This window comes from Fibrobacter sp., from assembly GCF_017545445.1.
In the GTDB taxonomy this organism is placed as follows: Bacteria; Fibrobacterota; Fibrobacteria; order Fibrobacterales; family Fibrobacteraceae; genus Fibrobacter.
Genome location: NZ_JAFWOM010000027.1, coordinates 93,936 through 117,891 on the forward strand (window position 1 = coordinate 93,936; position 23,956 = coordinate 117,891).

General features: G+C 45.8%; 19 protein-coding genes. 11 read left to right on the plus strand and 8 right to left on the minus strand.

Translation table 11 applies throughout. The features are described from left to right. Positions 1-218: 218 nt before the first annotated feature. From IKG78_RS03475 to rsmA, 3 genes are all read right to left on the minus strand, one after another. Positions 219-710: a hypothetical protein gene (locus tag IKG78_RS03475; protein ID WP_290939350.1), complete on the minus strand. Its 492-nt coding sequence runs from the start codon at positions 708-710 to the stop codon at positions 219-221. A gap of 110 nt (positions 711-820) precedes the next feature. After that, entirely contained in the window at positions 821-1,699 is an 879-nt protein-coding gene (locus IKG78_RS03480) for an MBL fold metallo-hydrolase (protein WP_290939353.1), read from the minus strand. A gap of 100 nt (positions 1,700-1,799) precedes the next feature. Beyond that, positions 1,800-2,585: a 16S rRNA (adenine(1518)-N(6)/adenine(1519)-N(6))-dimethyltransferase RsmA gene (gene rsmA / locus IKG78_RS03485; protein ID WP_290939356.1), complete on the minus strand. Its 786-nt coding sequence runs from the start codon at positions 2,583-2,585 to the stop codon at positions 1,800-1,802. Positions 2,586-2,905: 320 nt separating this feature from the next. Between rsmA and IKG78_RS03490 the strand changes: the two genes are divergently transcribed. Both IKG78_RS03490 and IKG78_RS03495 read left to right on the plus strand, forming a co-directional pair. Then, complete coding sequence (locus tag IKG78_RS03490) at positions 2,906-4,414, plus strand: phosphomannomutase (RefSeq protein WP_290939359.1); 1,509 nt, start codon at positions 2,906-2,908, stop codon at positions 4,412-4,414. A gap of 274 nt (positions 4,415-4,688) precedes the next feature. Further along, a complete protein-coding gene (locus IKG78_RS03495; protein ID WP_290939362.1) occupies positions 4,689-5,603 on the plus strand; it encodes a PorV/PorQ family protein in 915 nt (304 codons plus the stop codon). A 7-nt stretch (positions 5,604-5,610) separates the two neighbouring features. Here the strand turns inward: IKG78_RS03495 and IKG78_RS03500 are convergent, their stop codons facing one another. Beyond that, the gene (locus tag IKG78_RS03500) at positions 5,611-6,558 is read right to left on the minus strand and encodes a sigma-54 dependent transcriptional regulator (RefSeq protein WP_290939365.1); all 948 of its coding nucleotides are present in this window, start codon (positions 6,556-6,558) and stop codon (positions 5,611-5,613) included. 288 nt (positions 6,559-6,846) lie between these two features. Between IKG78_RS03500 and IKG78_RS03505 the strand changes: the two genes are divergently transcribed. The 5 genes from IKG78_RS03505 (at position 6,847) to IKG78_RS03525 (ending at position 12,519) form a co-directional block, all read left to right on the plus strand. Beyond that, complete coding sequence (locus IKG78_RS03505; protein ID WP_290939367.1) at positions 6,847-8,169, plus strand: aspartate kinase; 1,323 nt, start codon at positions 6,847-6,849, stop codon at positions 8,167-8,169. Between the two features lie 143 nt (positions 8,170-8,312). Further along, positions 8,313-8,720, plus strand: coding sequence for a hypothetical protein (locus tag IKG78_RS03510; RefSeq protein WP_290939370.1), 408 nt, complete (start codon positions 8,313-8,315; stop codon positions 8,718-8,720). 79 nt (positions 8,721-8,799) lie between these two features. Further along, complete coding sequence (locus tag IKG78_RS03515) at positions 8,800-9,660, plus strand: hypothetical protein (RefSeq protein WP_290939373.1); 861 nt, start codon at positions 8,800-8,802, stop codon at positions 9,658-9,660. A gap of 384 nt (positions 9,661-10,044) precedes the next feature. Continuing rightward, positions 10,045-11,010, plus strand: coding sequence for an IS110 family transposase (locus IKG78_RS03520; RefSeq protein WP_290939375.1), 966 nt, complete (start codon positions 10,045-10,047; stop codon positions 11,008-11,010). A gap of 249 nt (positions 11,011-11,259) precedes the next feature. Beyond that, positions 11,260-12,519, plus strand: a complete 1,260-nt coding sequence (locus IKG78_RS03525) for an Rpn family recombination-promoting nuclease/putative transposase (protein ID WP_290939378.1) — start codon at positions 11,260-11,262, stop codon at positions 12,517-12,519. Between the two features lie 96 nt (positions 12,520-12,615). Here the strand turns inward: IKG78_RS03525 and IKG78_RS03530 are convergent, their stop codons facing one another. After that, complete coding sequence (locus tag IKG78_RS03530) at positions 12,616-17,574, minus strand: RecQ family ATP-dependent DNA helicase (RefSeq protein ID WP_290939381.1); 4,959 nt, start codon at positions 17,572-17,574, stop codon at positions 12,616-12,618. 264 nt (positions 17,575-17,838) lie between these two features. On the opposite strand from IKG78_RS03530, the gene IKG78_RS03535 reads away from it, so the two are divergent. The 4 genes from IKG78_RS03535 to IKG78_RS03550 all read left to right on the plus strand — a co-directional run bounded on the left by IKG78_RS03535 (position 17,839) and on the right by IKG78_RS03550 (position 21,324). Further along, positions 17,839-18,699, plus strand: a complete 861-nt coding sequence (locus IKG78_RS03535) for a hypothetical protein (protein WP_290939384.1) — start codon at positions 17,839-17,841, stop codon at positions 18,697-18,699. A 77-nt stretch (positions 18,700-18,776) separates the two neighbouring features. Further along, the gene (locus tag IKG78_RS03540; RefSeq protein WP_290939387.1) at positions 18,777-19,322 is read left to right on the plus strand and encodes a phosphatase PAP2 family protein; all 546 of its coding nucleotides are present in this window, start codon (positions 18,777-18,779) and stop codon (positions 19,320-19,322) included. Positions 19,323-19,482: 160 nt separating this feature from the next. Then, positions 19,483-20,223, plus strand: a complete 741-nt coding sequence (locus tag IKG78_RS03545; protein ID WP_290939391.1) for a histidine phosphatase family protein — start codon at positions 19,483-19,485, stop codon at positions 20,221-20,223. A gap of 117 nt (positions 20,224-20,340) precedes the next feature. After that, positions 20,341-21,324, plus strand: a complete 984-nt coding sequence (locus tag IKG78_RS03550; RefSeq protein ID WP_290939394.1) for an SIR2 family protein — start codon at positions 20,341-20,343, stop codon at positions 21,322-21,324. A 159-nt stretch (positions 21,325-21,483) separates the two neighbouring features. Here IKG78_RS03550 and folD read toward each other — a convergent pair whose 3' ends face one another. The 3 genes from folD to IKG78_RS03565 form a co-directional block, all read right to left on the minus strand. Beyond that, positions 21,484-22,323, minus strand: a complete 840-nt coding sequence (folD, locus tag IKG78_RS03555; RefSeq protein ID WP_290939397.1) for a bifunctional methylenetetrahydrofolate dehydrogenase/methenyltetrahydrofolate cyclohydrolase FolD — start codon at positions 22,321-22,323, stop codon at positions 21,484-21,486. Positions 22,324-22,345: 22 nt separating this feature from the next. Next, complete coding sequence (locus IKG78_RS03560) at positions 22,346-22,522, minus strand: hypothetical protein (RefSeq protein ID WP_290939400.1); 177 nt, start codon at positions 22,520-22,522, stop codon at positions 22,346-22,348. A 3-nt stretch (positions 22,523-22,525) separates the two neighbouring features. Next, on the minus strand, positions 22,526-23,956 hold a 1,431-nt coding region (locus tag IKG78_RS03565; protein WP_290939403.1), incomplete at its 5' end, for a DUF4153 domain-containing protein.

Sequence of the window (23,956 nt, forward strand, 5' to 3'; positions counted from 1 at the left end):
AAGTGTAATATGCGCTCACTCTCGCAACCGTTCTTGATTAATATCAAGAACTTGTTGCTCACAAACGATCCAGTGTAATGGAGATCGTCATTCTGAGTCGTTAGACGAAGAATCCAGTGATTTTTTATACCTCGATTTCCATGCCGGTGTGCATTTGTTCGACTTTGTCGCCGAGCACGTTGTGCAAAATTTCGTAAGCCTCGCAAGAGGCTTTTATTTTAGAAATTGAACGCTAGGGCGATGCCGCCTTGTTGGGTCGGGACGATTCCCATGCTGAATGAGCCGTTGCCTATGATATCGCCCTTGTAATTGTTGTAAATTTCCACAGCTTTATCTTTTTTAGAGTTGCCGATGTAATCGATAATAAATGCCGCGACAATGATTGCGCCACCTGCCGCTACTCCCATTAAGTAGCTGCTTCCCGCTCCATAAGATGAACCTTGGTATATGCTGTATCCGAGTAGAAATCCACCACCAAATGCTGCACCCCACGAAATATATCTCATTGTATTTCCGGTATTCCATTTGTCGATTGCTTCATAAACATTGGAGAGTTCCCTTTCGAATGCGTCGCAATCGACTTCTTGTCCGTCAATGGTATAGTCGGTTGTGAAAAAGCCTCTGTCCATGGTTAGCGTGTGTTTTTTTGCTTGTGCAAAAGAAAGTGTTGTGGAGCAGAGGATGAGTAGAACTGCAAAAAGTTTTTTCATAGGAAATACCTTTCTAATGGAAATCGACTTTAAATGATAAATTAGAATAAATAAAATATTGGATTATCCTTTGCTTGGAATAATCAATCTTTTTTAGCAGTTTTGGAGGACTATACCTCAATTTCCATGCCGGTGTGCATTTGTTCGACTTTGTCGCCGAGCACGTTGTGCAGGATTTCGTAGGCACGTTGCCCGGTGCAGTGGCCCGTGTAGATTTTTTGAACGTTTAACTCGCGGAGGCATTCGGCGAATGCTTTCACGCGGTCATCTGGCGTGCGGAATAGGTGAAATCCGCCGAGGATGGCGTAAATTTGTTTGCCGGGGAATGTCGCTTCGATTTCTTTGACGATGTTGTCGGCTCCGCCGTGGCTACAGCTGTTCATGATGAACAAGCCTTTGGGCGTATCGAAGACTAGACTTTGTTCGTGGTCGAAACTGTCGGGGCGGTACTTGCCGTTTTCTTTGACGCTCATGTGGGCGCGTTTGCCGATTTCGTCGAGGTGTGGAGCCTTGTGGCCGACGAGGGTGATGCCTGGAAAAATATCGCAGTCGCCTTTCGCGAATACGATGCGGTCGGCGTAGTGTTTTAGCGTGCCTTTGCGGATGCCGATGTATTCTTGGTACGTGAAAAATTTTAAGAATTTGTGCGTGTGGTAGCAGTTTTCGGCGGCGGAATCACGCAGATAAAATTTGGCGTGATTGTTGTGCTTGAAAAATTCTTGCATGCCGTTTGCATGGTCGTAATGGGCATGGCTCAAGATGCCTACGTCAATTTGCGAGATGTCGATGCCCAAGATGGCGGCGTTCTTCGCGAATTGTGCGGAGGCTCCCGTGTCGAGCAAAATGCGTTTGCCGTTGAATTCCGTATAAACGCTAAGTCCCCATTCGCCTTTCAATTGCTTTTGTGAAGCTTTGGCTGTGCAGGATTCGCAGGTGTTGCCGCTGTTGGCACAACCGCTGATGTTGTCGATAAGGATTTTAATTTTCATTGCGTATGGGAGAAGAAATAATGGATTCCCTCCCTTCGGTCGAGAATGACGCGTTTGGGGGGGGCATTAAAAGGAATGTGTTGGCTGTGGGTTTGCGTTGTTATGATTCGGTTTTAAATGCCTTGTAGAAATTCAGGAACTGTTCGGGGCTGAGTTCTTCGGCGCGGATGGTCGTGGGCCAATCCAAAAGTTCAATTGTCGATTGGATTTTCTTTTTGTCGTAATTTCTACCGAACGAATTGGCAAGTGTTTTGCGCTTTTGCGTGAATGCGGTGCGGACAAAGTCGAAGAATCCGTCGGGGGCTTGAATCGCGTCTTCGCGTGGAGTGAGTAGCATAGTGGCGCTATCGACGTTCGGCTTCGGCGTGAAATGCTCCGGCCCGATTTTGCGGAGAATTTGTGTGTTTGCAAATGCAGAAACGAGTACGGACAAACTTCCGTAATTGCTGGTGCAGGGTTCAGCGCAAATGCGTTCGGCGACTTCGAGCTGCACCATTCCCATAAAGCCTTTGGTCAAGTGCAAACGCGGCATGAGCCCTGCGATAATTGCGGTGCTTACGTTGTACGGCAAATTGCCGGTGACCCACGGCTTTGCGTGTGCATCCAAGAATGCTTGCAAGTCGAATTTCAAGAAGTCGATGTTGACAATATTGAAATTCTTGCAATCCTTGAACTTTTCTTTTAGGACTTCGACGCATTGCTCGTCGATTTCGACGGCGGTGAGTTCTAGACCGCGCTGGAGCAAATGCTCCGTGAGGGCACCGTGGCCGGGGCCGATTTCGAGGACGTATTCGCCAACTTCGGCGGGTAAATCGCCTGCGATGGCGGTGGCGGTTTCGACATCTAAAAAGTTTTGTCCAAATTTGCGGCGGCGTGCTCTATCCATGACGGGGAATATAGAAATTGATGGGGGTTGTTGCGAACTTTAATGATGAAACGTATCTGTTGGGCGTTTTTTTTGACAGTAAAGTGTCAAAATAGAAATGTATATTCATGATATGTGTTCTCTATTCTTTGCGATTATTATCACGATGCTCCTCTTTTTCTTTTATCGTTGAAATGAGGGCCGCTTTATATTAAGCGGTTTTTAGTATCTTTTACCTTGTAAAAACATTTGGCGGTTTAGCAGTGCTTTTGGATTTTGCAACTCACTATTGCGTCCTTCCTACTGACTACTTCCTACCGCCTACTAAATAGAGGTTTAATATGTCCGTTGCGATGCAAGATGTGATGAAACAGTCCGGGGTGGCATTTGGTACGAGTGGTGCCCGCGGTCTCGTGAGCGCTATGACTGACCGTGTGTGCTATGTATATGCGCGTTCCTTTATCAAGTATTGCGAAGTGTCTTACAAGTGCGAACATACGATTGCGATTGCAGGTGACCTGCGTCCGAGTACGGAACGCATCTTGAAGTCGCTTGTGCAGGCAGGCGCCGATGCGAACTGGAAGGTGATTTACTGCGGTCGCATCCCGAGCCCGGCGATTGCGATGTACGGCATCGACAAGCATTTGCCGACCATCATGGTGACGGGTAGCCACATTCCGGCAGATCGCAACGGCATCAAGTTCAATCACCCGAATGGCGAAATCACGAAGGCTGACGAACAGGGAATTGTTTCGCAGTCGGTGGATTTTGATGAAGCACTTTTTGACGATAAGGGCATGCTCAAGGCGGCGCCTGAACTCCCGGCGGTCGAGGCGGAAGCCGAAGCTAATTACTGCAAGCGTTATCCGGACTTTTTCGGTAGCGATGCTTTGCATGGACTTACGATTGGCGTTTACCAGCATTCCGCTGTGGGCCGCGACATTGTGGTGAAGGTTCTCGAAAGCCTCGGTGCGACGGTCAAGCCGTTTGGCCGTAGCGATGTCTTTGTGCCGGTTGATACCGAAGCTATCCGCAAGGAAGACGAAGAACTTGCCCGTGAATTTACTCATAAGGATTACGTGGATGCCGTGTTCAGCACCGACGGCGATTCAGACCGTCCGCTTTTGGCTGACGACGTGGGCATGTGGCTCCGTGGCGACGTGCTTGGCATTTTGGCCGCACAGTCTCTTGGCATCAAGCGCATTGCGACTCCGGTGAGCTGCAATACTTCGCTTGAAAAGTCCGGTAGCTTTGAAAAGATTTGCCGCACGCGCATTGGTAGCCCGTATGTGATTGCCGGCATGGAAAGCCTGGTCGATGCAAACGACAAGAGCCTCACGGTTGCAGGTTACGAAGCCAATGGCGGCTTCTTGCTTGAGACGGATTTGACGCTCGATGGTCGCACGCTCAAGGCTCTCCCGACGCGTGACGCTCTCCTCCCGATGATTGCCGTGATGGTGATGGTCCGCAAGGAACGCATGTGCGTTGTGGATTTGTTGCGCAAGTTGCCCAAGCGCTTTACTGTGAGCGACCGCCTCAAGGAATTCCCGACTGAAAAGTCGAAGGCGAAACTCGCTGAAATCCGCGAAAAGAATCTCGGCGAAAAATTGTTCGGCGCTCTTGCTGCAAAGCCTTCGAAGTTTGCAAAGGACAAGACGTTCCAGGGCAAGATGGTTTCGCTCAACGAAGTCGATGGCTACCGCATGGAATTCGATTCCGGCGACATCATTCACTTGCGCCCGAGCGGAAACGCTCCGGAATTCCGCTGCTACGTGGAAACCGAAGGCAAGGAACGCAGTGCAGAACTCCTCGCGGACTGCCTCAAAATCATGGAAGGCTGGCGCGTTTAGATGACAAATGCGTAAGGCGAGTGAAGCGGGACTGCTTGCAGGACCATTGTACAAGTACCAAACCCGTCGCTCGAAAATAGAAATGTAAACATTTCTGCTTTACTCGCTTATAGGTTTGTTCCGAGCCTAGCATTTGGTACTTGTACAAAAAACGGCTCTGCGAGCCTACAGACTGGAGACGAAAGATGATAGTGGCACTTCGCGCGTATATTGTTTGAAAATCTCTCGTCTCTCGTCTCTACTCTCTCGTCTATTTTAGTATCTTATACCTCGTATGTTCAAAAAGTTTATTGCACTCGTTTTTGCTGTTGGTTCCCTTGCGCTTGCCGGGGATTATTGGCATGTGGATCCGGGTGGTGTGACGATGAAGTTTTTGTCGATGCCGGTGTCGCCGCGTGCTGCTGCACTTTCGGGTGCTGGCGTTGCTGATCCGGGTCGCGTTTCTGAAGTTTCGCGAAATCCGCTTGCGATGAGCGTTGCAAACGATGCGGAATTTGGACTCAGTCAGGTGATTTTTGGCGAAGGCGGTGCCGACAACTTTATATCCGCTTATTACGGACTGCCTGTTGCGGATAAGTTTACTCTTGCGTTCACGGTTGATTTTTTAGGCTACGATGATATCGAAGGTCGTGACGAGAACGGTCTCAAGACTTCGGAGTATGGCTCTTACGCGTGGTCCATTTTGGCTGGTTTTGGTAGCCGTTCCAAGATTTTTAATTGGGCAGCCTCGATGCGCTTTGCGACGCAGACCATCGACGACGAGACGGGTTTTCTTTTTACGTTTGATGCGGGAGCTTCTTACCGTGTGAATGAATACGTTGCCTTTGGCGCGAATTTCACGAACCTCGGTTTTGCAAGCAAGTACGATACAGAGAGGGAAGCGGCTCCGCTTGCACTTAAGGCGGGCGTGACGGGATTCATCCCGATTCTTGACCGCTGGAAGGTTCACTTGTCTGTTGATGCGTATCGCCGTGCCGATACGAAAGCGCAATTGTTGCTTGGCGGCGAAGTCGTTTACTTCGACATGCTTTCGTTCCGAATGGGCTATGCAATCCGCCCAGATACCGAAGATGCGATCAGCGGTGGTCTTGGAGTCGTATTCGGCATGATCGTGTTCGATTACGCGTACAGTCCACGCCCCGCGTTTGAAGGCGGCAATCATTACATTGCAGTCGGCGTGAAGTTCTAGACGCGTTCTAAGCTAGAGAATATTTTTGCATTTTTTTGCACGGGTCCCAACTATTTTGGAACTCGTGTTTTTTTATTTGGTAGCACAAGCAGCCGCGGCTGATATTTAAAGATTTTGCGGCCTTGCTCTTGTTTCCTTTGTTTTCGAAAAGTGCTTTTTGAATAAACGACCAGTTAGGGGCTGATGCACGTTGTGCGGGATAATCGTTTATGAACTCCTTCTCATTTAACGATGTCTTTGAAAATTCTTCGGCAAGGACTTCGCCAAGGGTGATGTCGTGCTGCTTGAGGAGGGCGTAGCGCTGGAGTACGTTTTTCAGTTGGCGGATATTCCCCGGCCACTTGTGTTTGGACAACATATCAATTTGCTTGTCGCGTAGCGGGATGTGCTCTGCAAAAGTTCTTTCGGAAATGTCTCTCCATACGTTTTGCACGATATCGGCAAAATCGTCTCGTTCGCGTAACGGCGGGATGACAATGGGGAAAGCGTTTAGTCTAAAATATAAATCCTTGCGGAAATTCCCATCGTTGATTTCAATTTGCAAATCCCTGTTTGTTGCACACACAAGTCTAAAATCTACAGGTTCGCTCTGCGTTGCCCCGAGAGGCAGAACGGACCGCTCTTGCAAAATGCGTAACAGCTTGCTTTGCATGTCGAACGGCATTTCGCCGATTTCGTCGAGGAAAAGCGTGCCGCCGTTTGCCGCTTGCACGATGCCCTGATGATCGATGGCGGCCCCGGTGTAGGAACCTTTTTTGGCTCCTTCTAAAAGGCTTTCGGCAAGCGTTTTGACGATGGCGCCGCAGTTGAGCGCGATAAACGGCCCGTTGCTCCGTGAACTGTTATTGTGTATAAATTTGGCCGCAATCTCTTTGCCAACCCCGGATTCCCCTTGCAAAAGAACCGGAATGTTGGATTGGGCGGCGATAAGCATCAATTTTTCGTGTTTTTTCATAGACCCTCTACTATATAAACACGCTTTTTTTGCCGATTTGTCCTGTAAATTTTTGTTAAAAATAATGGTGAGTAAACGGCGGTTCGTAAACAGGGGAGAAAGCTCGAAAGCCTTGCCGTAATCCTTGCATTTTTCTATATATGTGCCGCGCGGCGGTAAAGTGCCGTCGCAGACATAGACAACCATATTACCAAAAGTGGCTGGCCAGATGGGTAGGCTTGGGCACGACAATCGTGAGGAAAGCGGTTGCGCTCGAAGCTGAGAGGTTTGGTGGCCCGAAAGGAAAAAATGAGTCAAAGAATCGTATGCAAGTTCGGTGGCAGCTCTGTCGCCGATGCCGGCCAGTTCAAGAAAATCAAGGCCATCGTTGAATCCGACAAGAACCGCAAGGTCATCGTCGTTTCCGCTCCTGGTAAGCGTAATCCGAAAGAAACCAAGCTTACCGACCTCCTTTACAGCACTTATGATCTCGCCTCCAAGGGCCTCGACTTTTCGACCCCGTGGAACTTGATCCGTCAGCGTTATGACGAAATCTGCAAGGATTTGGGTCTTGAAGACAAGCTTACTGAAGACCTCGACAGTCTCGAAGACAAGCTCAAGAACCATCCGGAATCCGTGAGCACGGACTTCCTCGTGAGCCGTGGCGAATTCCTCTGCGCTCGCCTCATGGCCAAGTACCTCGGCGCAAACTTCGTCGATAGCTACCCGCTCATCACTTTCGATGACAAGTATCGCATCGCTCCGAAGACCTACGAAGAAATTGCAAAGACTCTCGGCGACGAAAATCAGTTGTACGTATTGCCGGGCTTCTATGGCAGTAACCTCCGTGGCGAAGTGAAGACCTTCAGCCGTGGCGGTTCCGACATCACTGGCGCAATCCTTGCTAACGGCATTGACGCTGCCAAGTACGAAAACTGGACCGACGTCTCGGGCATGCTCATGGCTGACCCGCGCATCGTCGAAAATCCGCTGCCGATCGAATACGTGAGCTATCGCGAAATCCGCGAACTCGCTTACTCCGGCGCAAGCGTGCTTCACGACGAATCCATCGCTCCGTGCCGTGCGAAGAAGATTCCTATCAACATCCGTAACACGAACCGCCCGGAAGACGCTGGCACCATCATTGGCCCGACTCCGGAAAGCGCAAAGCTCCCGATTACGGGTGTTGCAGGCCGCAAGGGCTTCTCGATGATTTACATCGAAAAGTCCATGATGAACAAGGAAGTCGGCTTTGGCCGCCGCGTGCTCGCCGTTCTCGAAAGCGAAGGACTTTCTTACGAACTCTGCCCGAGTGCAATTGACTCCATGAGCATCGTCGTGGATTCTAGAGCTCTCGATGCCGTGCAAGACGTTGTCCTTGAAGACATCACGCAGCAGATGCGCCCCGACCGTATTAAGATTTTCCCGGGCATCGCTCTTATCGCTACCGTGGGTCACGGCATGACGAACAAGATCGGTGTTGCCGCGACGCTCTTTACGGCTCTCGCAGAAAGCAAGGTGAACGTCCGCATTATCGACCAGGGTTCTTCGCAGATCAACATCATCACCGGTGTTGACGAATCCGATACCGAAAAGGCTATCAAGGCGATTTACAACGCATTCGTGAAGTAACGCCAACGGCGTCATCCTCGACTGAGCGCGCGTTCCTCGTCATCCTCGACTGAGCAGCGCGAGGGAGGGGATCCAGTTAATTTCAAAAACGACTCGGAATAAAATCCGGGCCGTTTTTTTTATTATTAGAACGAGGTAATTAAATGGAAGAAAATAAAGTATATGAGTCTAAAAGCAAACTTTGGCTTTGGGGGTCAATAGAAGGTATTGTTATTTATGCTGTTATTATGGGCATGTATATAAATAGAGTTATGAACTCGGACGTTTATAAGGACAACGTCTTTTTTTGGATTTATATGGCTGTTGCAAGTCTTTATATTTTGTTTGCTATAGCTCACCTGTTTCCAAGGAAAGTCGAATTATTCGAGGATGAGTCCGCTCGCATTACTTTTTTTCTTGGCGATTCCGTGAAGTTGAAATCTGGAAAGTTTAGAATTAAGAAGTTTAAATCTAAATCAGAAAAGTGGGGTGGATTTATTTTTATTCGTGGTCGGTTTGTGCTTTTTTATTCGCATTCGTTTTCGGAATTGAAAAAATATTTAACGAAATAGGGAAGTTGTGAATCTAGCGTTGCCCCATCCATTGCATAAAAAACGCGCGGGAAACTGCGCATAATAAAAAGGAATCCAAATGTGCGAAGGCGAAAATAAAATGGAAGAAAAAACTCAATTCACCGGCAACTTGGCTTTGCTTCGAGTTTGTGCGATTATAGTGATTGTAAGCGGTCTGAGTAAATCTTTGGATTTATTATGGACCTTGTTGATGTCAGAGGTGAACGATGATTCTTTGAGTTGGGCTTATCTTCCGGCTGGTTTGATTGTTGCTGCGATTGGCGTTATTTCACTTGTCAAAAAGAAAACGCTGGTTTTAAAAATCTGTGCGGTATTTATGTTTGTTTCGATGGTGTGGAGCGTGATTGCTTTTGCTCCCCATGATTTGCTTTTTACCGATTATCCAATTAGTTACATTGTTTGGAAGTATGTAAGTCGTCTTGTGAATGTTAATGCTGTGCTAGCCGTTTCGTTTTTTTTGATTGATGCAAAGAGTCGAGTAAAGGAAGGCACATGCGTTACCAAAAATGAAAATACGAATCTAGGCTTGCTTCGTTTTTGTGCAACATTCTTTTTGGTAGATGGGTTGAATGGCATTATCAATATATTGGCTGCAGGTGATTTTAAGGTTTTCTGGGGAATGTCCGTTCTGTGGACTTTTGTTCCTATAGCGGTGGGGTTGTACGCATTTGTAAAAAAGAATTCGCTGGTTTTGATGGTTTATTCTATAGTGGCTTATGTGGGAACCGTTTGGAATACGATTCTAGATTCTCATGAACGTTTTATTAACGTTTATTATGTCGGCAGTGTTGTTATAGGATTATTTTTCAGTGCGTACGTTGTCGTTTACGTGGCGACGTTCTTTATTGAACCCGAGAAAACTTGTGCTTATTTCCAGAAAGCAAAGAGCATGTTTATCAAATGGAAAGAGATGACGTGATTTAAAAAATGCTGCCGGATTTTTCGGTGGCAGCAGCTTTGCTTTATTGCTTAACTTTCGAACGACCTGACTCTTAGCGTAATGCCGAGCTCTTCACAAATCTTGCGACTCTCGTGCTAACGGTTGTTTGTAGAACAACCTGCGACTCGGTCCTATATTTAAAAAGAACGGAAATCACCCCTTCATTTGTCTAATTTTAGAAATGGGTGGGAGATGGGCAACCCGGCGCCTCGGTAGCGTCCGACGCAGTGCATGACATTGGGCCCCATCTCCTTCAACCCAGGACCCCGAACAAGTATGCTGGCAAAACGCAGATGCCGAATACCTTTGGACAATGGGGCGTGGGGTGATTACCCATCAATAATATAGCAAAGGATACATGAAATGGAAACATGGGTTGGCATAGATATCTCTAAGGACACGTTTGACGCTGCATGGTTGTCGAACGGAAAAAAGAACCATTTGAAATTGGAAAACAATGTTAAAGGCTTCAAGCGTCTCTTGACAGAAGTGCCGACGGAGTCTCGCTTTGCAATGGAGGCTACAGGCGAATATCACCTGAATTGCGCAAGATACCTGTTTACCCGAGGAAACATGGTTGCTGTCTTGAATCCGTTTGCCGTGAAGAAGCACATGCAAAGCGATCTAAGACGTTGTAAGAATGATAAGTCTGATGCGTATTTGATTGCAAAATTTGCAGCGGAAAAGAATTCCGATTGCTGGACTTGTCCGACAGACGATGAAATAAAGCTAAAGCATCTTGATGCCGTTGTGGACGGTCTGCAGAAACAGATCCGTCAAAGCAAGAACATGCTGCATTCTCTAACCCAAGTCAGCCTGCGAGATGACTTGGCGGTATCCATAATCAAGAAAACAATATCTAGTCTTGAAGCACTTATGGAACGGGCTAGAAACAAACAACTTGAGATGATTGAGTCCAATAAGAAAGAGGAGACCGCCTTGGCATGCTCCATTCCTGGGATTGGTCTGGAAACATCGATAAAGTTCTTCACTCATGTTGGAAACATCAATAGGTTTGACAGTTCCAGAAGCCTGATATCATGGATTGGTTTGACTCCCCGGAATGCACAATCTGGGACAAGTATTCATAAAAACGGAGGTATTTCAAGGATGGGTTGCACACGATTACGAAGTCAATTCTATATGTGTGCCGTTGTCGCTATAAAGTACAATCCTGATTGTAGGGCTTTCTATCATCGTTTGAAGGAGTTGGGCAAGCCAAGCAAGGTGGCCTTAATTGCGGTAGCGAATAAGCTGCTACGCCAGCTTTATGCGGTTCTTACAAAAAAAGAGGCCTATGTACCAAATTTTTGTACCAAAACCTCTTGACATTTAATACAGTATGTCATGAAAACAAGCAAGCTTGTTTTCGTGACGCTCGTGCTAACGGTTGTTTGCAAAATGAAGCGAAAACAAAAAATCTCTTGCTTTTTCGAAAAGAGTTTGTTAAATTAGGTACGTTCATTCTTGACGGTGCAAGACATTTTCAAGAATTTTGTTTGCTATATCGTTACCTATATCTTTTGCTATATGAAATTGCGTACCAGTTCGCTTTAAACAACTGGATTCACCGAACAAATGGGAAACGATAACAAAATAACCAAACGAAGACACGATGCTTATTTCCGCTGGCTGTTTGCCGACACCGCGCATGTTCGCTACCTGCTTGAACTTGCCGGGAAAATAAATCACGATATCTACACGTTCTTGACGCAGGTCAATCTCGATACGCTTATGCGTATTCCCGATTCGTATTCCGAAGTTGACGACACCGGCGAAGCGGACCTAGCGTTCCGCGTAAATGTATCAACGGGCGCCCCGATTCTTGTCGGAATCCTGCTCGAACACAAGTCCGGACGCGACCCTGCAATCTTCGACCAGATTTCCAAATACATCCATTCCGTCATGAAAATCCAGGACAAGAGCCGGATGTTCAGCGGAATCCCGACGATGGCGATAATATTCTACAACGGACGTGACAGCTGGAACCCGCTCAGGAGCCTTGAAAAGGCTTACCCGGATTACTTCCGCGGAAAGGTACTGCCGTTCCAGTGCGCGTTCGTGAACATGGCGGACATTCCTGACAGCGACTGCCTCGCCTGCGAAGACACGGCGACCGGCATGGGGATAATCGCTTTGAAGCACGCGTTCAACAAGGACAAGCTGCTGGAACTGTTGCCGCGGTTTTGCAAATTTCTGCAGAAAATGCCGCGAAGTGAGGCCTCTTGCCTGCTTGGAAAAACAAGTATATATTTACAGGAGTATCTTGGAAAAGATTTCCTAAAGGAGCTGGACATGGCGTTCGTAAGTATCGGGCAAAAATACGGTTTCGTAAGCATCGGCGATTATCTCCGCGAGCAAATGGCTGATGAACGCCAGGAATTGGCTGAATTGCGTCAACTAGCTGCGAATGATCAACAGCGGCTTGAAGAGACCCGTCAACAGGTTGAGAATATACGTCAACAAGTTACGGAAGCACAACAGCGACTTGAAGAGACTCGTCAACAGGTTACGGGAGCGCAGCAACGACTTGAAGAGACTCGTCAACAGGTTACGGAAGATCAACAGCGACTTGAAGAGACTCGTCAACAGGTTACGGGAGCGCAGCAACGACTTGAAGAGACTCGTCAACAGGTTACGGAAGATCAACAACGACTTGAAGAGACTCGTCAACAAGTAGAAGAGCTGCGTCATCAAGCTGCAGAGGAACGCCAGCAAGTTGAAGAAGCTCGTCAACAAATTGCGGAAGAACAACGGCAATTAGAAGAAAAACGTCAACAATTTGTTAAAGAACGACAACAATTTGAAGAAGAACGTCGTAAATTGACTAAAGAATGACGGCAATTTGAAAAACGCATGTCAAAAGGCTTAATCTTACAGAAGAGCAAATTCGGGGAAAATAAATGAGGCGGCCAAGCCGCCATTGTTCAAATTTCAATGAAGTTTATTCCCGAACTCTACCCTAAATAGGGGTACCCATCCATTTTGACCATCGTCAAAGTGAACTTGGCAAATTTGTATTATTTGTGCTGACAAAGGACAATAATGGTATCTGTCAAGATACGAAATTTGTTTGTCCCTAAATTTTTTTGCAAACCAAGCAAAAACGGTATTTCCCAAATAAACGTTATAGTTGCCATTTTTATCCTGATGTATTTCCAAAGATTTTTCAAGTTTTGTTGAACATAAAAATTCTTGCCTAATTGGAACAATTGTATCATAGGGACCTCCCGTTTTACGGTAAAGATCCCAAACAACTTCGTCATATTCTGTTTCTATATGCAAAACATTCGGAATTTGGACGCTGTTGACTTTGCCTTGTTTTGAAAAATGGCAAATCCATTCACGTGGCAACATGTTTTCATTACCGATAACAGTTAATGATTTTTTTGCGCGGGTGGCTGCAACATATAGCAGGCGATAATTCTCCTGAGCTTTCTTTTCATCAGCATCTTTCAGAACCCAAGAGCCTAATGCGAGAATGACATTGTCCCATTCAAGCCCTTTTGCGCTATGCATCGTTCCAATAGAAACGGCTCCCATGTTTTTTGATGCAAAGTCGCTGTAAGAAACTTCGCTTAAATATTGATTGAAGTCGCCTAGAGTAATAGAATCTTCACCACAAGCAGTTTCTGTTTCGATGAAATCATCTACTAACGTATTTAAAAGTTCAAAAGAACTTTCTGCCTGATGGTTTGCTTTGTAATCTTCCGCAATGTGTCTAAATTCTTTTGCGCTCCACGGAAATTTTCCTACTCTCGGATCTTCTTGAAGAATTGCGTAGAATCCTAAAATTTCTCGAGTTTTCTCAATAGGACATTTGTCCTTGTCTCGGCCTTTTAACAAACGGTATGGAACTTGTTTTTCTTCCAGTTTCGCAGCTGCCAAAAATGCTTCTGCGTTTTCACGAGTTAAAATGCAGTAAGACTCCGCTGGATTTGAAATAAATTTTTGAGCAAGAATTTCTGCGGCGCCAAATGCAGCTGTAGCCTTGTCTCCTTCTTCGTAAAGTGTAAGCTCTGCTTGATTCTGTTTTATGGCGAACTGTTGAGAACCTTCTTTTACGCGTTCTGTCATCAAGTCGAGTAATTTTGCGTTTGTTCGGACGAGACCGGCAACGGAACGGTAATTTGTTGTTAGATAGAATTTTTCTGTATTTGGAAATTCATCGGCAAATTTTTGGAAGTATTCGGAGGAACTTCCTCGGAACGCAAAAATGCTTTGATCATCGTCGCCAACTACGATAACGCGCGGATCTTTTTCTCCTAAATCATAAAGGGCGCGTAATAGGCGATATTCTCCTGCGGACAGGTCTTGAAATTCATCAACCAAGATAACTGCGGGTGCGCCTACACCGGATTCTTCTCCAGATTCTAAAAGTTCTGCTGCTTTGGATACAACGTCGTCCGCGTTTTCTAGTGCTTTCTTGTTTCCTTGCACTCCTAGAATTGAAAAGGCGAGCGAATGGAACGTTGTAATGTTTACTTTTGCAGCTAAAGGTCCCGCTAAATTGAACAAGCGTTTTTTTAGTTCGCGACACGCAGCACGAGTATATGTTAGGCACAAGATTGAATCTGGCTTAGATTCTTCAATCCATAAAAGAGATGCTACTTTATGAACGAGCAAGTGTGTTTTTCCCGAACCCGGGCCTGCACCTACGAGGATGTGTTTCTTACGGCTCTTGATGATTTTGCGCTGTTCGTCATTGACGCTTTCGATTTTTCGTTTCAGTTCATCGGATACGGAATCCATCTGCTCAATACCTTGCATATATTTCAGACGAAAATCTGCAATATCCATGACGAAGTAATCGTCTAGCAATTGTTGTGCCGCTTTTTCATCAATAAGCATCATCTTTGCGTATTCACCAACAATGTGAATAGCTTCGGCTTTGTGCTTATAATGAGTGTTGAGCATTTCAAAATCTTTGGCCGTGAAACTCCTTTGCTTTGCCTCCGGATTTAATTCCATTACAAGTCCGGTGTAGAAAACGACGAGTCCGTGATCTAGCGTGATCGAACCTACAAGATGCAAGAAAAGAAGCGCGTATTCAAGTTGCTTTTGCATCTCAATGCGAGCGACTGCTTTTTCTCCTTTTTCCTTGTACATTCTCTTCATTAGACCATTCAAGGAGAACCAGACAATATTTCCGTTTTGACGAGTTTGTTCCTTTTGCATTTCTGTCAAGGCATCAATGACTTTGTCAAATATTTGCCACTGTTTTCTGAGATTTTCTTTGACAGATTCTGGCGGAACAAGGAACTCTATTTGATAAACTTGATGCCCCGCTTCTACAAGATGAATTTCTGCAACGCTTTCGTGGGCCCAATAACGTAATATACCACGGAATATAAACAGATTGCGGCGAGATGTTGATGCACCAACGGCATCGCCTCTTTGATTTAGCTGGGAATTAAGTTTGGTCATATCTAACACAAACCGATCGTTAATACCCTTGCCTTCGCAAGCATTTAATAGTTCCTCTTGCAGTTCGTATGCCGCTTTCAAAAGCGTGCGAGGAGTATCGTGTCCTTTTCTCTGTAATCTTGCACTCCAATCATCATCTTCGTTCAAAAGGTGTAATGCTCGCAGCAGTCGTAAGCCGTTGTTGGCTTGTTCTCTTGTTAATCCTAGATTGACTGTAAGTTCGTCAAGAGCGCATTCAGGAGATCGTGTCCAGCGTTTGCTGATGATGTGGTGAATGATACGATATGCGATGTTTTCTGTAGAATTTGCAATTTCAATTTTTTCAGAACCTATAGTTTCTCGCGCCTGCTCTGCGGATTCTACCGTAATTGAAGAACCGTACATTTGAGTTCTGTTGCGTTTACGTTTTAGGAATCCTTGTTCTTCCAAAACGAGAATGGCTAACTTGACTTTTGTGGTGTTGACGCTGGCGTCTGTTTCCTTCTCGGTCCATCCGCATTGATCGGCTATTTCAAGTGCCGACATAATCAAACGATTTTGATTACCTGCGACCTTTTTAAGCACTCGCCAAACAGCCGAAATTTCTTGTGCAGAAAGTTTTGATTGCTGAAGAATTTGAAAATTAGTGTCGAGATCTTTTGGATTGAATAAAGCAACACAGCTTGCTTGCAATTTTGGATCACGGCCTGCACGACCTGCTTCTTGAACGTAATTTTCAAGCGTGCTTGAAATTTCATAATGAGCGACCAATTCTACATTATCTTTGTCAACGCCCATTCCAAACGCAGTTGTTGCGACCATGGTATCGACTTCGCCATTTTGGAATTGGTCTTGAATGGTCATCTTCTTTTCGGATTCCATTTTGCCGTTATAGCACGCACTTGCAAAACCGCGATTGTGCAATTCTTCGGCTAGAGATTCTGTTGTCTTGACTTTGGATGCGTAAATGATTTTAGGACCGTTGTAATCACGGAGAACATTCACCAATTGTTTGCGACGCTCGTTGGGGGATTCCGACGATTCTATAACTTTGTATGTCAGGTTTGTACGCTTTGCTGGGCTAATGAACTTGACCAAATCAAGATTTAGACGCTCCTTGAAATAGTTGCAAATGTCATCTACCACAGATTGCTTTGCTGTCGCCGTGAAACAGCTTACGGGAATTGGGGTTTCGAGATTCTTTTCCTTTTGCAAATCTTTAAGAAAATCTGCTAAGTAAAGATAATCGACTCTAAAATCGTGCCCCCAGCCGCTAAAACAGTGCGCCTCGTCAACGACGATGCGCTCTACACGTCTATGTTTTAACAAATTGAATGTCGTGTTGGAACGCAGTGATTCTGGAGAAATGTAAAGAATATTCTTTTCGCCGTTGTTGACTTTTTCAATGACGTCCTTTCTTTCGGCAGGAGATAGCATTGAGTTGATATAGGCGGCATCTCCAATCTGTCTGCGTTTTTCAAGTACGTCAACTTGGTCTTTCATTAGGGCTACGATTGGAGATATTACAACTGTTAACGCTCCTATTTGTGTTCCTGCAATTAATGCGGGTAACTGGAATGTCATGGACTTTCCGCCACCAGTCGGGAAAACGGCCAACAAAGATTCTCCTCGCATTGCCGATTCGACGACTTGTTGTTGCAGTGGAATTTGTTCTCCGTTAAAAGAACGGAAATTGTCAAAACCAAACCATTTCTTTAACTGTTTTGTGGAACTTAGTTGTTCGGAACAATAAGGACATTGTGGATTACCACAGGGAACAAGGCGCCTGCGATGCAAAATGTTTTCAAGATGCGGATATTGATATCGCACCCAATGAGGAACGTAATCACTGGGACCTTCTTCATAGAATAAAGTCAAGAGAAAACACCATTCTGCTCGGTAAGCGACCCATTCGTTTTGAAAATTCTGATGCAGACAAATTGTTCTCTCGTAATTAGCCGTAAACCACCTTTGAATTTCAGATGATTTCAATCGTAGTTTTATAGGATTTGGTGTTTCGACTAAAGTAAAAAATGGCGCGAAACCAGGCTCGTTTTTTAGAAATTGAAATAGTAGATATTGAAGTTGCCACGGATAATTATCCCATTTTTCAATGCAGTCCTCTAATAGTTTCTTGCAAAGCTTGGCATCTTCCAATGGGTTTGAAGGATCATCTTCGTTGTGTAAATATTCCTTGCGTAGTTTATGATAAGGTTTGCGAGGAAACAATAACGATGACAACATTAAAGTGTCTAGCGCATGGACGTTTGGAAAATCAATAGAAAAATATTGCCGGAGTATTGGGGCGTCGTGACGAAGTACATTGTGCCCTACGATGTATTTTGCTTTTGATGCGGCTTGTTCTAATTTTGCAGGATTGCTAGCCCGAACAAATTCTTCATCGAAGATGTAGCCATACTCCCGAACTTTTTTTGTTTCGGGATTGTATTCTAAATCGAAAAATAAGAATTTACTAAAATCAGGCATTTTTTAGAAATATAAAAGAATTTAAGGATAACAGAAAAGGTCTTTTTTACAAAAACTCTCTATAATTCTCTAAATGTCCTAAAAAAATGAGATTTAGAGAATTATAAGCACTTTTTTGCGGTATAACTCTCTAAATGTGTGTTTTTTTGCCCTGCTCAAAAATGTTTAAAAGAGGAAAACAAAGAGCAAGTGGGTTGACTCATTCGGAATTTCGTTGACAGGTTTTGCTTTGAATTTGTTATTTTTGCAACAGGAGAATTTCGAATGAATGAAAAAAAAGTTAGTTTCAATGGCAATTTGGCGCTGTTCAGGGTTTGCGCCATAATCTTTATAATAAGCCTGCTCAAGATAATTGCCAGTGTGTTATTTATGGGGAATGGCGGGGTGCTTGCTTTGCTGTGGAGCACTCTTACGACTTTGTCATTTGAAGACATTATTGCGGCAATCGGGTTGTTGTTTGTGTCTATTTGGGTTGGCCCGATTGCGCTTGCCGCCCTTGCGATTTTAGTTTCTTTGGGGTTGGGAATATTCGCACTTGTCAAAAAGAACGTGACGGCTTTAAAAATCCTTGCGGTGATTATGATTGCTTGGCAGGTTTTGTTGCCTTTCTATTTTGGTGCTCCAGGCCCAGTTGTTACGGGTTTGATTTTTAATGTTAATCTTGTTGCTGCCGTAGCGGTGTTTTTTATTGCGCCTAAAAAGCGTGTAGAAGAAAATAAGGATGTTGCGACTTATGAAGGTTTTAATTTAGGTCTGTACCGTTTTTGCGCGATATATTTTCTTGTGGCTGGACTGGGTGGTGTTGCGGGGAGTGTTTATGTGTTCATTTTATCGCAAGTCTTGCTCGGTATTGTGTCGGTGTTGGCTGGTATTTGGGCTCTCGTGAAAAAGAAAACGGAAATTTTGATGGTATGTTCGTTAGCGATATTCGCACAAGTCTTTTGGAGTATGGTGCAAACTATCGGCAGGAAAGGCTTTGAATTTTTTATGGTGCCGGATTTGCTAATCCATTCCCTTTTGCATGCAACGACTGTGGTTTGTGTTGCTGTATTCTTTATTGAACTGGAACGGACTAGATTTTATCTGCAAAAAATAAAGAGTTTGTTGTTTTCATGGAAAAAATGAGAGTTGTATTGTACTTTCTGAATTTGATCGAATGATTGGCTTTTCCCATTTAATTTAAAAATTCTACATTTGCGACGATGTTAAGTAAAATTTCTGATTTTGACAATCGTGTTTCGGTATATTGGACAAACCGGCGTTTTTCATCGAAGACGACGAAGTTCCTCAAATTTTACGTTCGCTTGGGCGATGGCTATATTTGGGCTTTGTTCATTGCGTTTTTGATTTGGATGATTGGCTGGGAAAGTTTTTTGCCGATTCTTTGGCAGGCGTTGGTTTCGCTTGTGATGAGTCTTGTGATTTACGAATGCGTTAAGCTGAGCACCAAGCGTCCGCGTCCGTTTGCAGCGAATTCGCAGATCAAGGCCGAGGTTCCACCGCTCGACAAGTACAGTTTCCCGTCGGGCCATACGATGAACAACTTGGCCGTTGCAAGCACTGTATTCTATTGCGTGCCGCAGTATGGTTGGATCATGATGTTGTTGCCGCTCACGTGGGGACTTTTGCGTGTTTATTTCGGCGTGCACTGGCTTACGGATGTGTTGTGCGGGTTCGCTCTTGGAATTTTGAGTTTTGTTATCGGGCATGTTTTGTGGATTCCCATTTCTGCTGCAATAGGAACATGATTGTTATTCCCGCTTTGTCATCCCTGCAATGTGTCACCCCGGATTTATTCCGGGGTCGGTATATACCAGGTCTCCATCACAGATACATTTTATCTATGTTTTGTCAACTAATGACTATTGACTAGTGACCATTGACTAACAACTATTCACTGATACCCCAATGATCGCCGACTTTCTCCCTGCATCTGAATTTTTTGCACAGATAGACTGGAATTCCAGAATTTATCTGTTGTTGCGACATGCCGAACGCAATCACATCACGCCGCAAGACAAGGACTTTGGGGCGCATGTGGGACTTACGGATCGCGGGCGCCGTCAGGCGGTGGCGCTTGGGCGTGTATTCCCGGCGATTGGCGATGCGGTGTATTTTTCGAGTCCGGTTGGTCGTTGCATCGAGACTGCGGAGTGCGTTGCCGAGGGCCGAAAGCTCGCGGGGTATGTAGGGCATGCTACTGGTACAACGGGGAGCATTACGCCGTGTTCTGCAAATGTTTCGTCGGAGTCCGCGAATTCAAATGCTACAAAAGTCACTCCGCTTGATGCGTTAGGTGATTTCTTTGTTCAAAACCGGGATGCGTACGAACAAACGTTGAGAGAAGGTTTTTACGAGGGCATTTGCAAGTGGCTTGAGTCGGGCACGCATGATGCGTTTTGCCCGTTGCATGAACGTGCCGAACAAATGCGCGAGATGATGTTTGAAAAAGCGAGTTCGCGATTTAATGTTTTCGTGACACACGATGCGTGGATTGTGCCGTGTCTTTCGCATTTTTGCAACATGAAGTTCACGCCGAAATGCTGGATGAACTTTTTGACGGGTCTTGCTTTTGAACTCCCTGAAAAAGGCGACGTGAAAGTCACGCCTATTACCGCGATGGAAACAGGCTGGCTGCTATTTAGATGAGAGAACGGACCTGCGGTCCTACAGACGAAAGACGAAAGAAATTTTTTATTAAATAATCTCTAGTCTCTAGTCTGAGAGCGAAGTGTTCTCTCGTCTAAAAAAATATACATTAACAGTATGATGCAGTCGAATTGTTATCGTCGTATTTTTGTGCTTGGCTCTGGTTTCAGCAAGTCTTTTTCGCCGCAGATGCCCACGCTCCGCGACTTGAACGAACTTATCCCTTTTGGAATTCCGGATGAGTTTCCGCATTTTCGCGATTACTGCAAGCGTTTTTTGACGCTTTGCAATGGCGACAATGATTACTTGGGCATCGAGCCTTTGGCGACATCGATTCTTTCTGCGCAGATTTTCCCGGGCGAACGCGAGCGGCTTTACCATGCGTCGTTGCGTTTTGAGCTTTTGCGATTTATTGCAAGTGTCATCCGCAGCGACAATGCACTTGATGCTGCGTCTGCGGCGATTCTCAAGAGATTTTTGGTGTCTTGCGAAAACGATTCCGCATCGGGTTCCCGCGAAACGCTCTTGCTATCGTTCAATTACGACACGCTTATTGAAACTGCGATTGCAAACGACAAGGAACTTTGTGAACAAGTTTCTGTAGATTACGGAGTGAAAATCGATCCGGCGGACCGCTCGGCGAAACGCGGTAAGTCGAGCCGCACCATCGACCTTATCAAATTGCACGGCTCGCTCAACTGGTTCCCCGTCAAAGGCGCTAGTGACGAACTCGACTTGAAAAACGTCTGCGAAGTCGAGCCGCAAGACCGTAGTTTCCCGATTTATTGCGAAGACACGCCTATCTTCATCCCGATGGCGCACGCCAAGGAATCGTTCTTGCGCGGGAGCCTTTTCAACTTGCTATGGTCCAAGGCCGATTACTATCTGAAAAATGCCAAAGAAATTTATTTTATCGGATACGGTTTCCCGAAGACGGATATCAACAATTTGGAATTTTTGTTACGCCACCGCGATTGCTTCAAGAAGGTGGTCGTGTTTGCTCGCGATGGTCGCAATGACTTGCTACGCTTGCAGAAGTTGCTCGGCGAAGGTCTCGTCGAATCTTGCGATGCGAAAGAGTTCTTGGAAAAACTAAAATAGGGATTGGGAAAAAACTGCGGTTCCGCCGCCGTCGGCATGGACCCTATCGGGTAAAATAAAAAAAGCGCCACAAGGACGCTTCTTTTCGTCATTCTGAGGCGAAGCCGAAGAATCCAGTTATTGGATCCTTCCCCTTACAGGATCAGAATAACTTTGTCGTTACTTAATCAACGATTCGCCGGATTCTACGCTCTGGTAGATGAGAGTGTTGATGGTCATGGGGCCGACTCCGCCCGGAACTGGAGTGTATGCGGATGCGACTTCTTCAAGGCCTTTTTCGATATCGCCCACGCCACCCGGATGGTAGCCTGCATCTACGACAACTGCACCCGGCTTGATCCAGGACTTCTTGATGAATTCCGGTTTGCCGACGGCACCCACGAGAATGTCTGCCTGCTTCACGAATTCGGGGAGGTTTTCGGTCTTGCTGTGGCAAATCGTGACGGTGCAGTTTGCGTTCAAAAGCATCATCGCCATAGGCTTTCCGAGGATGGCGCTGCGGCCAACGACCACGGCATGCTTGCCAGAAAGCGGGATGTTGTAAGCCTTGAGGAGACGCATGATGCCGGCCGGCGTTGCGCAACCGTAAGCTTTTTCGCCCATGGACATGCGGCCAAAGCCGAGGCAGGTCACGCCATCCACGTCCTTGCGGGCGTCAATCGCTTCGAACGCGGCTCGTTCGTCGATGTGGCGCGGAACCGGGTGCTGCAAGAGTATGCCGTGCACGTTTGGGTTTTCGTTGAGTTCCTGAATTTTGTCGAGGAGTTCCTGCGTCGTGGTGTTCTTGTCCATCACCACGCGGATGCTTTCCATGCCCACGCGGGCGCAGGCGTTGCCTTTCATTTTGACGTAAGTGGCGCTTGCTGGGTCGTCGCCTACGAGAATCGTCGCAAGAATCGGGGTCTTGCCGGTCTTTTCCTTGAGCTTTGCCACGCGGGCGCTGAGTTCTTCTTCTGTGGTCTTGGCAAGTGCCTTGCCGTCTAAAATGAGTGCTGCCATAAAATCTCCGTTTTTTGCAAATTTAAAAATAAATGGATGCGTTGCCAACAACGAAATAATACTGGGTTCTTCTGCGGAACAAGTCCGTTTCGATGACGAGCGTGATGAAAATGAGGAACGTAAACGCCGATGCGGTTGGAAAACGTTTGAACGCGCTCGTGATTTGACTCGGGTATTTCTTGATTGCGGCTAAGACCATGATTTACTCCAGGAAAAGGATGCCGCGGATACTAAAGTAATTGTGCTTGACTTTTTCTTCTTTCTTGTATAAAGTCAAATCTAAATTCTCAACACCGATTTTTGCACCTTCGGTTTCGAGGAATCGCACGCTTTTTTGCTCCAGTTCCTGCTTGGTGATAGAGAAGTGGAAGGTCTTGTCTAGCTTTTTAGGAGAAAACTGGAAAAATAGCGTATCGTTGCGGAATTCGAAATCTTCTTTATCGAATGTCTTGTAAAAGTGGTTTACTTGGGTTGCGTTTTTAGGAATTTCAAAGTAGCTGTTTTTGGAATTGTTTATGTAGGCGCTGATAAGGAACTCGTTGACTTTTTTGTTTGTAGAAGATTTTCTGGAAATCAGGATGAGGGCATCTCCCTTGGGAATGTACTGTGCGAGTTCTTTGTCGTGTCTGGAATTGAGAATTTCCAACCGTGAGGTGGCGATGTTTGTTTTGTGGTCGCTCTTGTCCTGGATGCGTCTTGCGAATTCTGCAGTTTCGTCTTTACTTAGCGGGAAATTGGTGTAACCCAGTTCGGTAAGTGCGTCCTTGATGCTTCCCATCCAAATACGGTGCGTGACATTGAGGGCGCTCAGGGGGCCGTTCGTGAGGATGAAGAACATGCTGCAAAAAACGATGGCGATGTATTTGGATTTGCACTTGATTTTGTCAATGAGCAAAATGGCGATAACGATGTAATAGAAGATGTTGATGGCAGCAATGTAATAGCGGTCTTCTGAAATCCCGTAATCGAAGATTCTGCGTATAATGCCGACGGACATCAAGATGACGAGGGGGATGCAGGCGGCGGGGAGAATTTTCAGGAGCTTGCTCTCAAAGGATGGCTTGGGATTGATGCGTTCGGGGAGCATCAGAGTGACTCGCAGAAGCATGAGCAACATGGATGCCGAAACGAGATAGGAGACCATTCCTTTGGGCATTTCCCATTGGATGATGATTTTTGCAATGTAGGCGTAAAGAAGTAAAATATAGAGTGAGACGACAGGTAAAAAGATGAACTTGTTCGTGCTAGTCTGGAATTTGTTCAAAGCAGGAGCTTCTTGCAGGCAGTCGTCAATGGAAGGGATGCCGGAGAAGAACAAGATGGGGAATATGGTGCATGAACTGATAATCGCCGAATAAACGAAAGGTCTTGCTGATACTTTGATGTCGAACAGGTTGAAGAATCCGAATAGGAGTCCGTCAATGGCGATGAGCAGGACTACAGAAATGGCGGTAGCGACGACAGCGGCTTTGGCATTCCTCATTAAGAATACCCAGAATCCGTTTTCGTCTTTCTGCTTGAAGAACGGAGCGATGAAAATGCTCAAGAATACGGTTGTATAGATAAATAGCCCTGTTACCAAGACATAAGTGTGTTCGGTATTGTTGTCGGTTGAAACATAGTAAAAGGTTAG

What these genes read in the sequence shown, in the direction of transcription:
- IKG78_RS03475 (WP_290939350.1), bottom strand. Translation starts at nt 710, where the DNA reads ATGAAAAAACTTTTTGCAGTTCTACTCATCCTCTGCTCCACAACACTT.
- IKG78_RS03480 (WP_290939353.1), bottom strand. Translation starts at nt 1,699, where the DNA reads ATGAAAATTAAAATCCTTATCGACAACATCAGCGGTTGTGCCAACAGC.
- rsmA (WP_290939356.1), bottom strand. Translation starts at nt 2,585, where the DNA reads ATGGATAGAGCACGCCGCCGCAAATTTGGACAAAACTTTTTAGATGTC.
- IKG78_RS03490 (WP_290939359.1), top strand. Translation starts at nt 2,906, where the DNA reads ATGTCCGTTGCGATGCAAGATGTGATGAAACAGTCCGGGGTGGCATTT.
- IKG78_RS03495 (WP_290939362.1), top strand. Translation starts at nt 4,689, where the DNA reads ATGTTCAAAAAGTTTATTGCACTCGTTTTTGCTGTTGGTTCCCTTGCG.
- IKG78_RS03500 (WP_290939365.1), bottom strand. Translation starts at nt 6,558, where the DNA reads ATGAAAAAACACGAAAAATTGATGCTTATCGCCGCCCAATCCAACATT.
- IKG78_RS03505 (WP_290939367.1), top strand. Translation starts at nt 6,847, where the DNA reads ATGAGTCAAAGAATCGTATGCAAGTTCGGTGGCAGCTCTGTCGCCGAT.
- IKG78_RS03510 (WP_290939370.1), top strand. Translation starts at nt 8,313, where the DNA reads ATGGAAGAAAATAAAGTATATGAGTCTAAAAGCAAACTTTGGCTTTGG.
- IKG78_RS03515 (WP_290939373.1), top strand. Translation starts at nt 8,800, where the DNA reads ATGTGCGAAGGCGAAAATAAAATGGAAGAAAAAACTCAATTCACCGGC.
- IKG78_RS03520 (WP_290939375.1), top strand. Translation starts at nt 10,045, where the DNA reads ATGGAAACATGGGTTGGCATAGATATCTCTAAGGACACGTTTGACGCT.
- IKG78_RS03525 (WP_290939378.1), top strand. Translation starts at nt 11,260, where the DNA reads ATGGGAAACGATAACAAAATAACCAAACGAAGACACGATGCTTATTTC.
- IKG78_RS03530 (WP_290939381.1), bottom strand. Translation starts at nt 17,574, where the DNA reads ATGCCTGATTTTAGTAAATTCTTATTTTTCGATTTAGAATACAATCCC.
- IKG78_RS03535 (WP_290939384.1), top strand. Translation starts at nt 17,839, where the DNA reads ATGAATGAAAAAAAAGTTAGTTTCAATGGCAATTTGGCGCTGTTCAGG.
- IKG78_RS03540 (WP_290939387.1), top strand. Translation starts at nt 18,777, where the DNA reads ATGTTAAGTAAAATTTCTGATTTTGACAATCGTGTTTCGGTATATTGG.
- IKG78_RS03545 (WP_290939391.1), top strand. Translation starts at nt 19,483, where the DNA reads ATGATCGCCGACTTTCTCCCTGCATCTGAATTTTTTGCACAGATAGAC.
- IKG78_RS03550 (WP_290939394.1), top strand. Translation starts at nt 20,341, where the DNA reads ATGATGCAGTCGAATTGTTATCGTCGTATTTTTGTGCTTGGCTCTGGT.
- folD (WP_290939397.1), bottom strand. Translation starts at nt 22,323, where the DNA reads ATGGCAGCACTCATTTTAGACGGCAAGGCACTTGCCAAGACCACAGAA.
- IKG78_RS03560 (WP_290939400.1), bottom strand. Translation starts at nt 22,522, where the DNA reads ATGGTCTTAGCCGCAATCAAGAAATACCCGAGTCAAATCACGAGCGCG.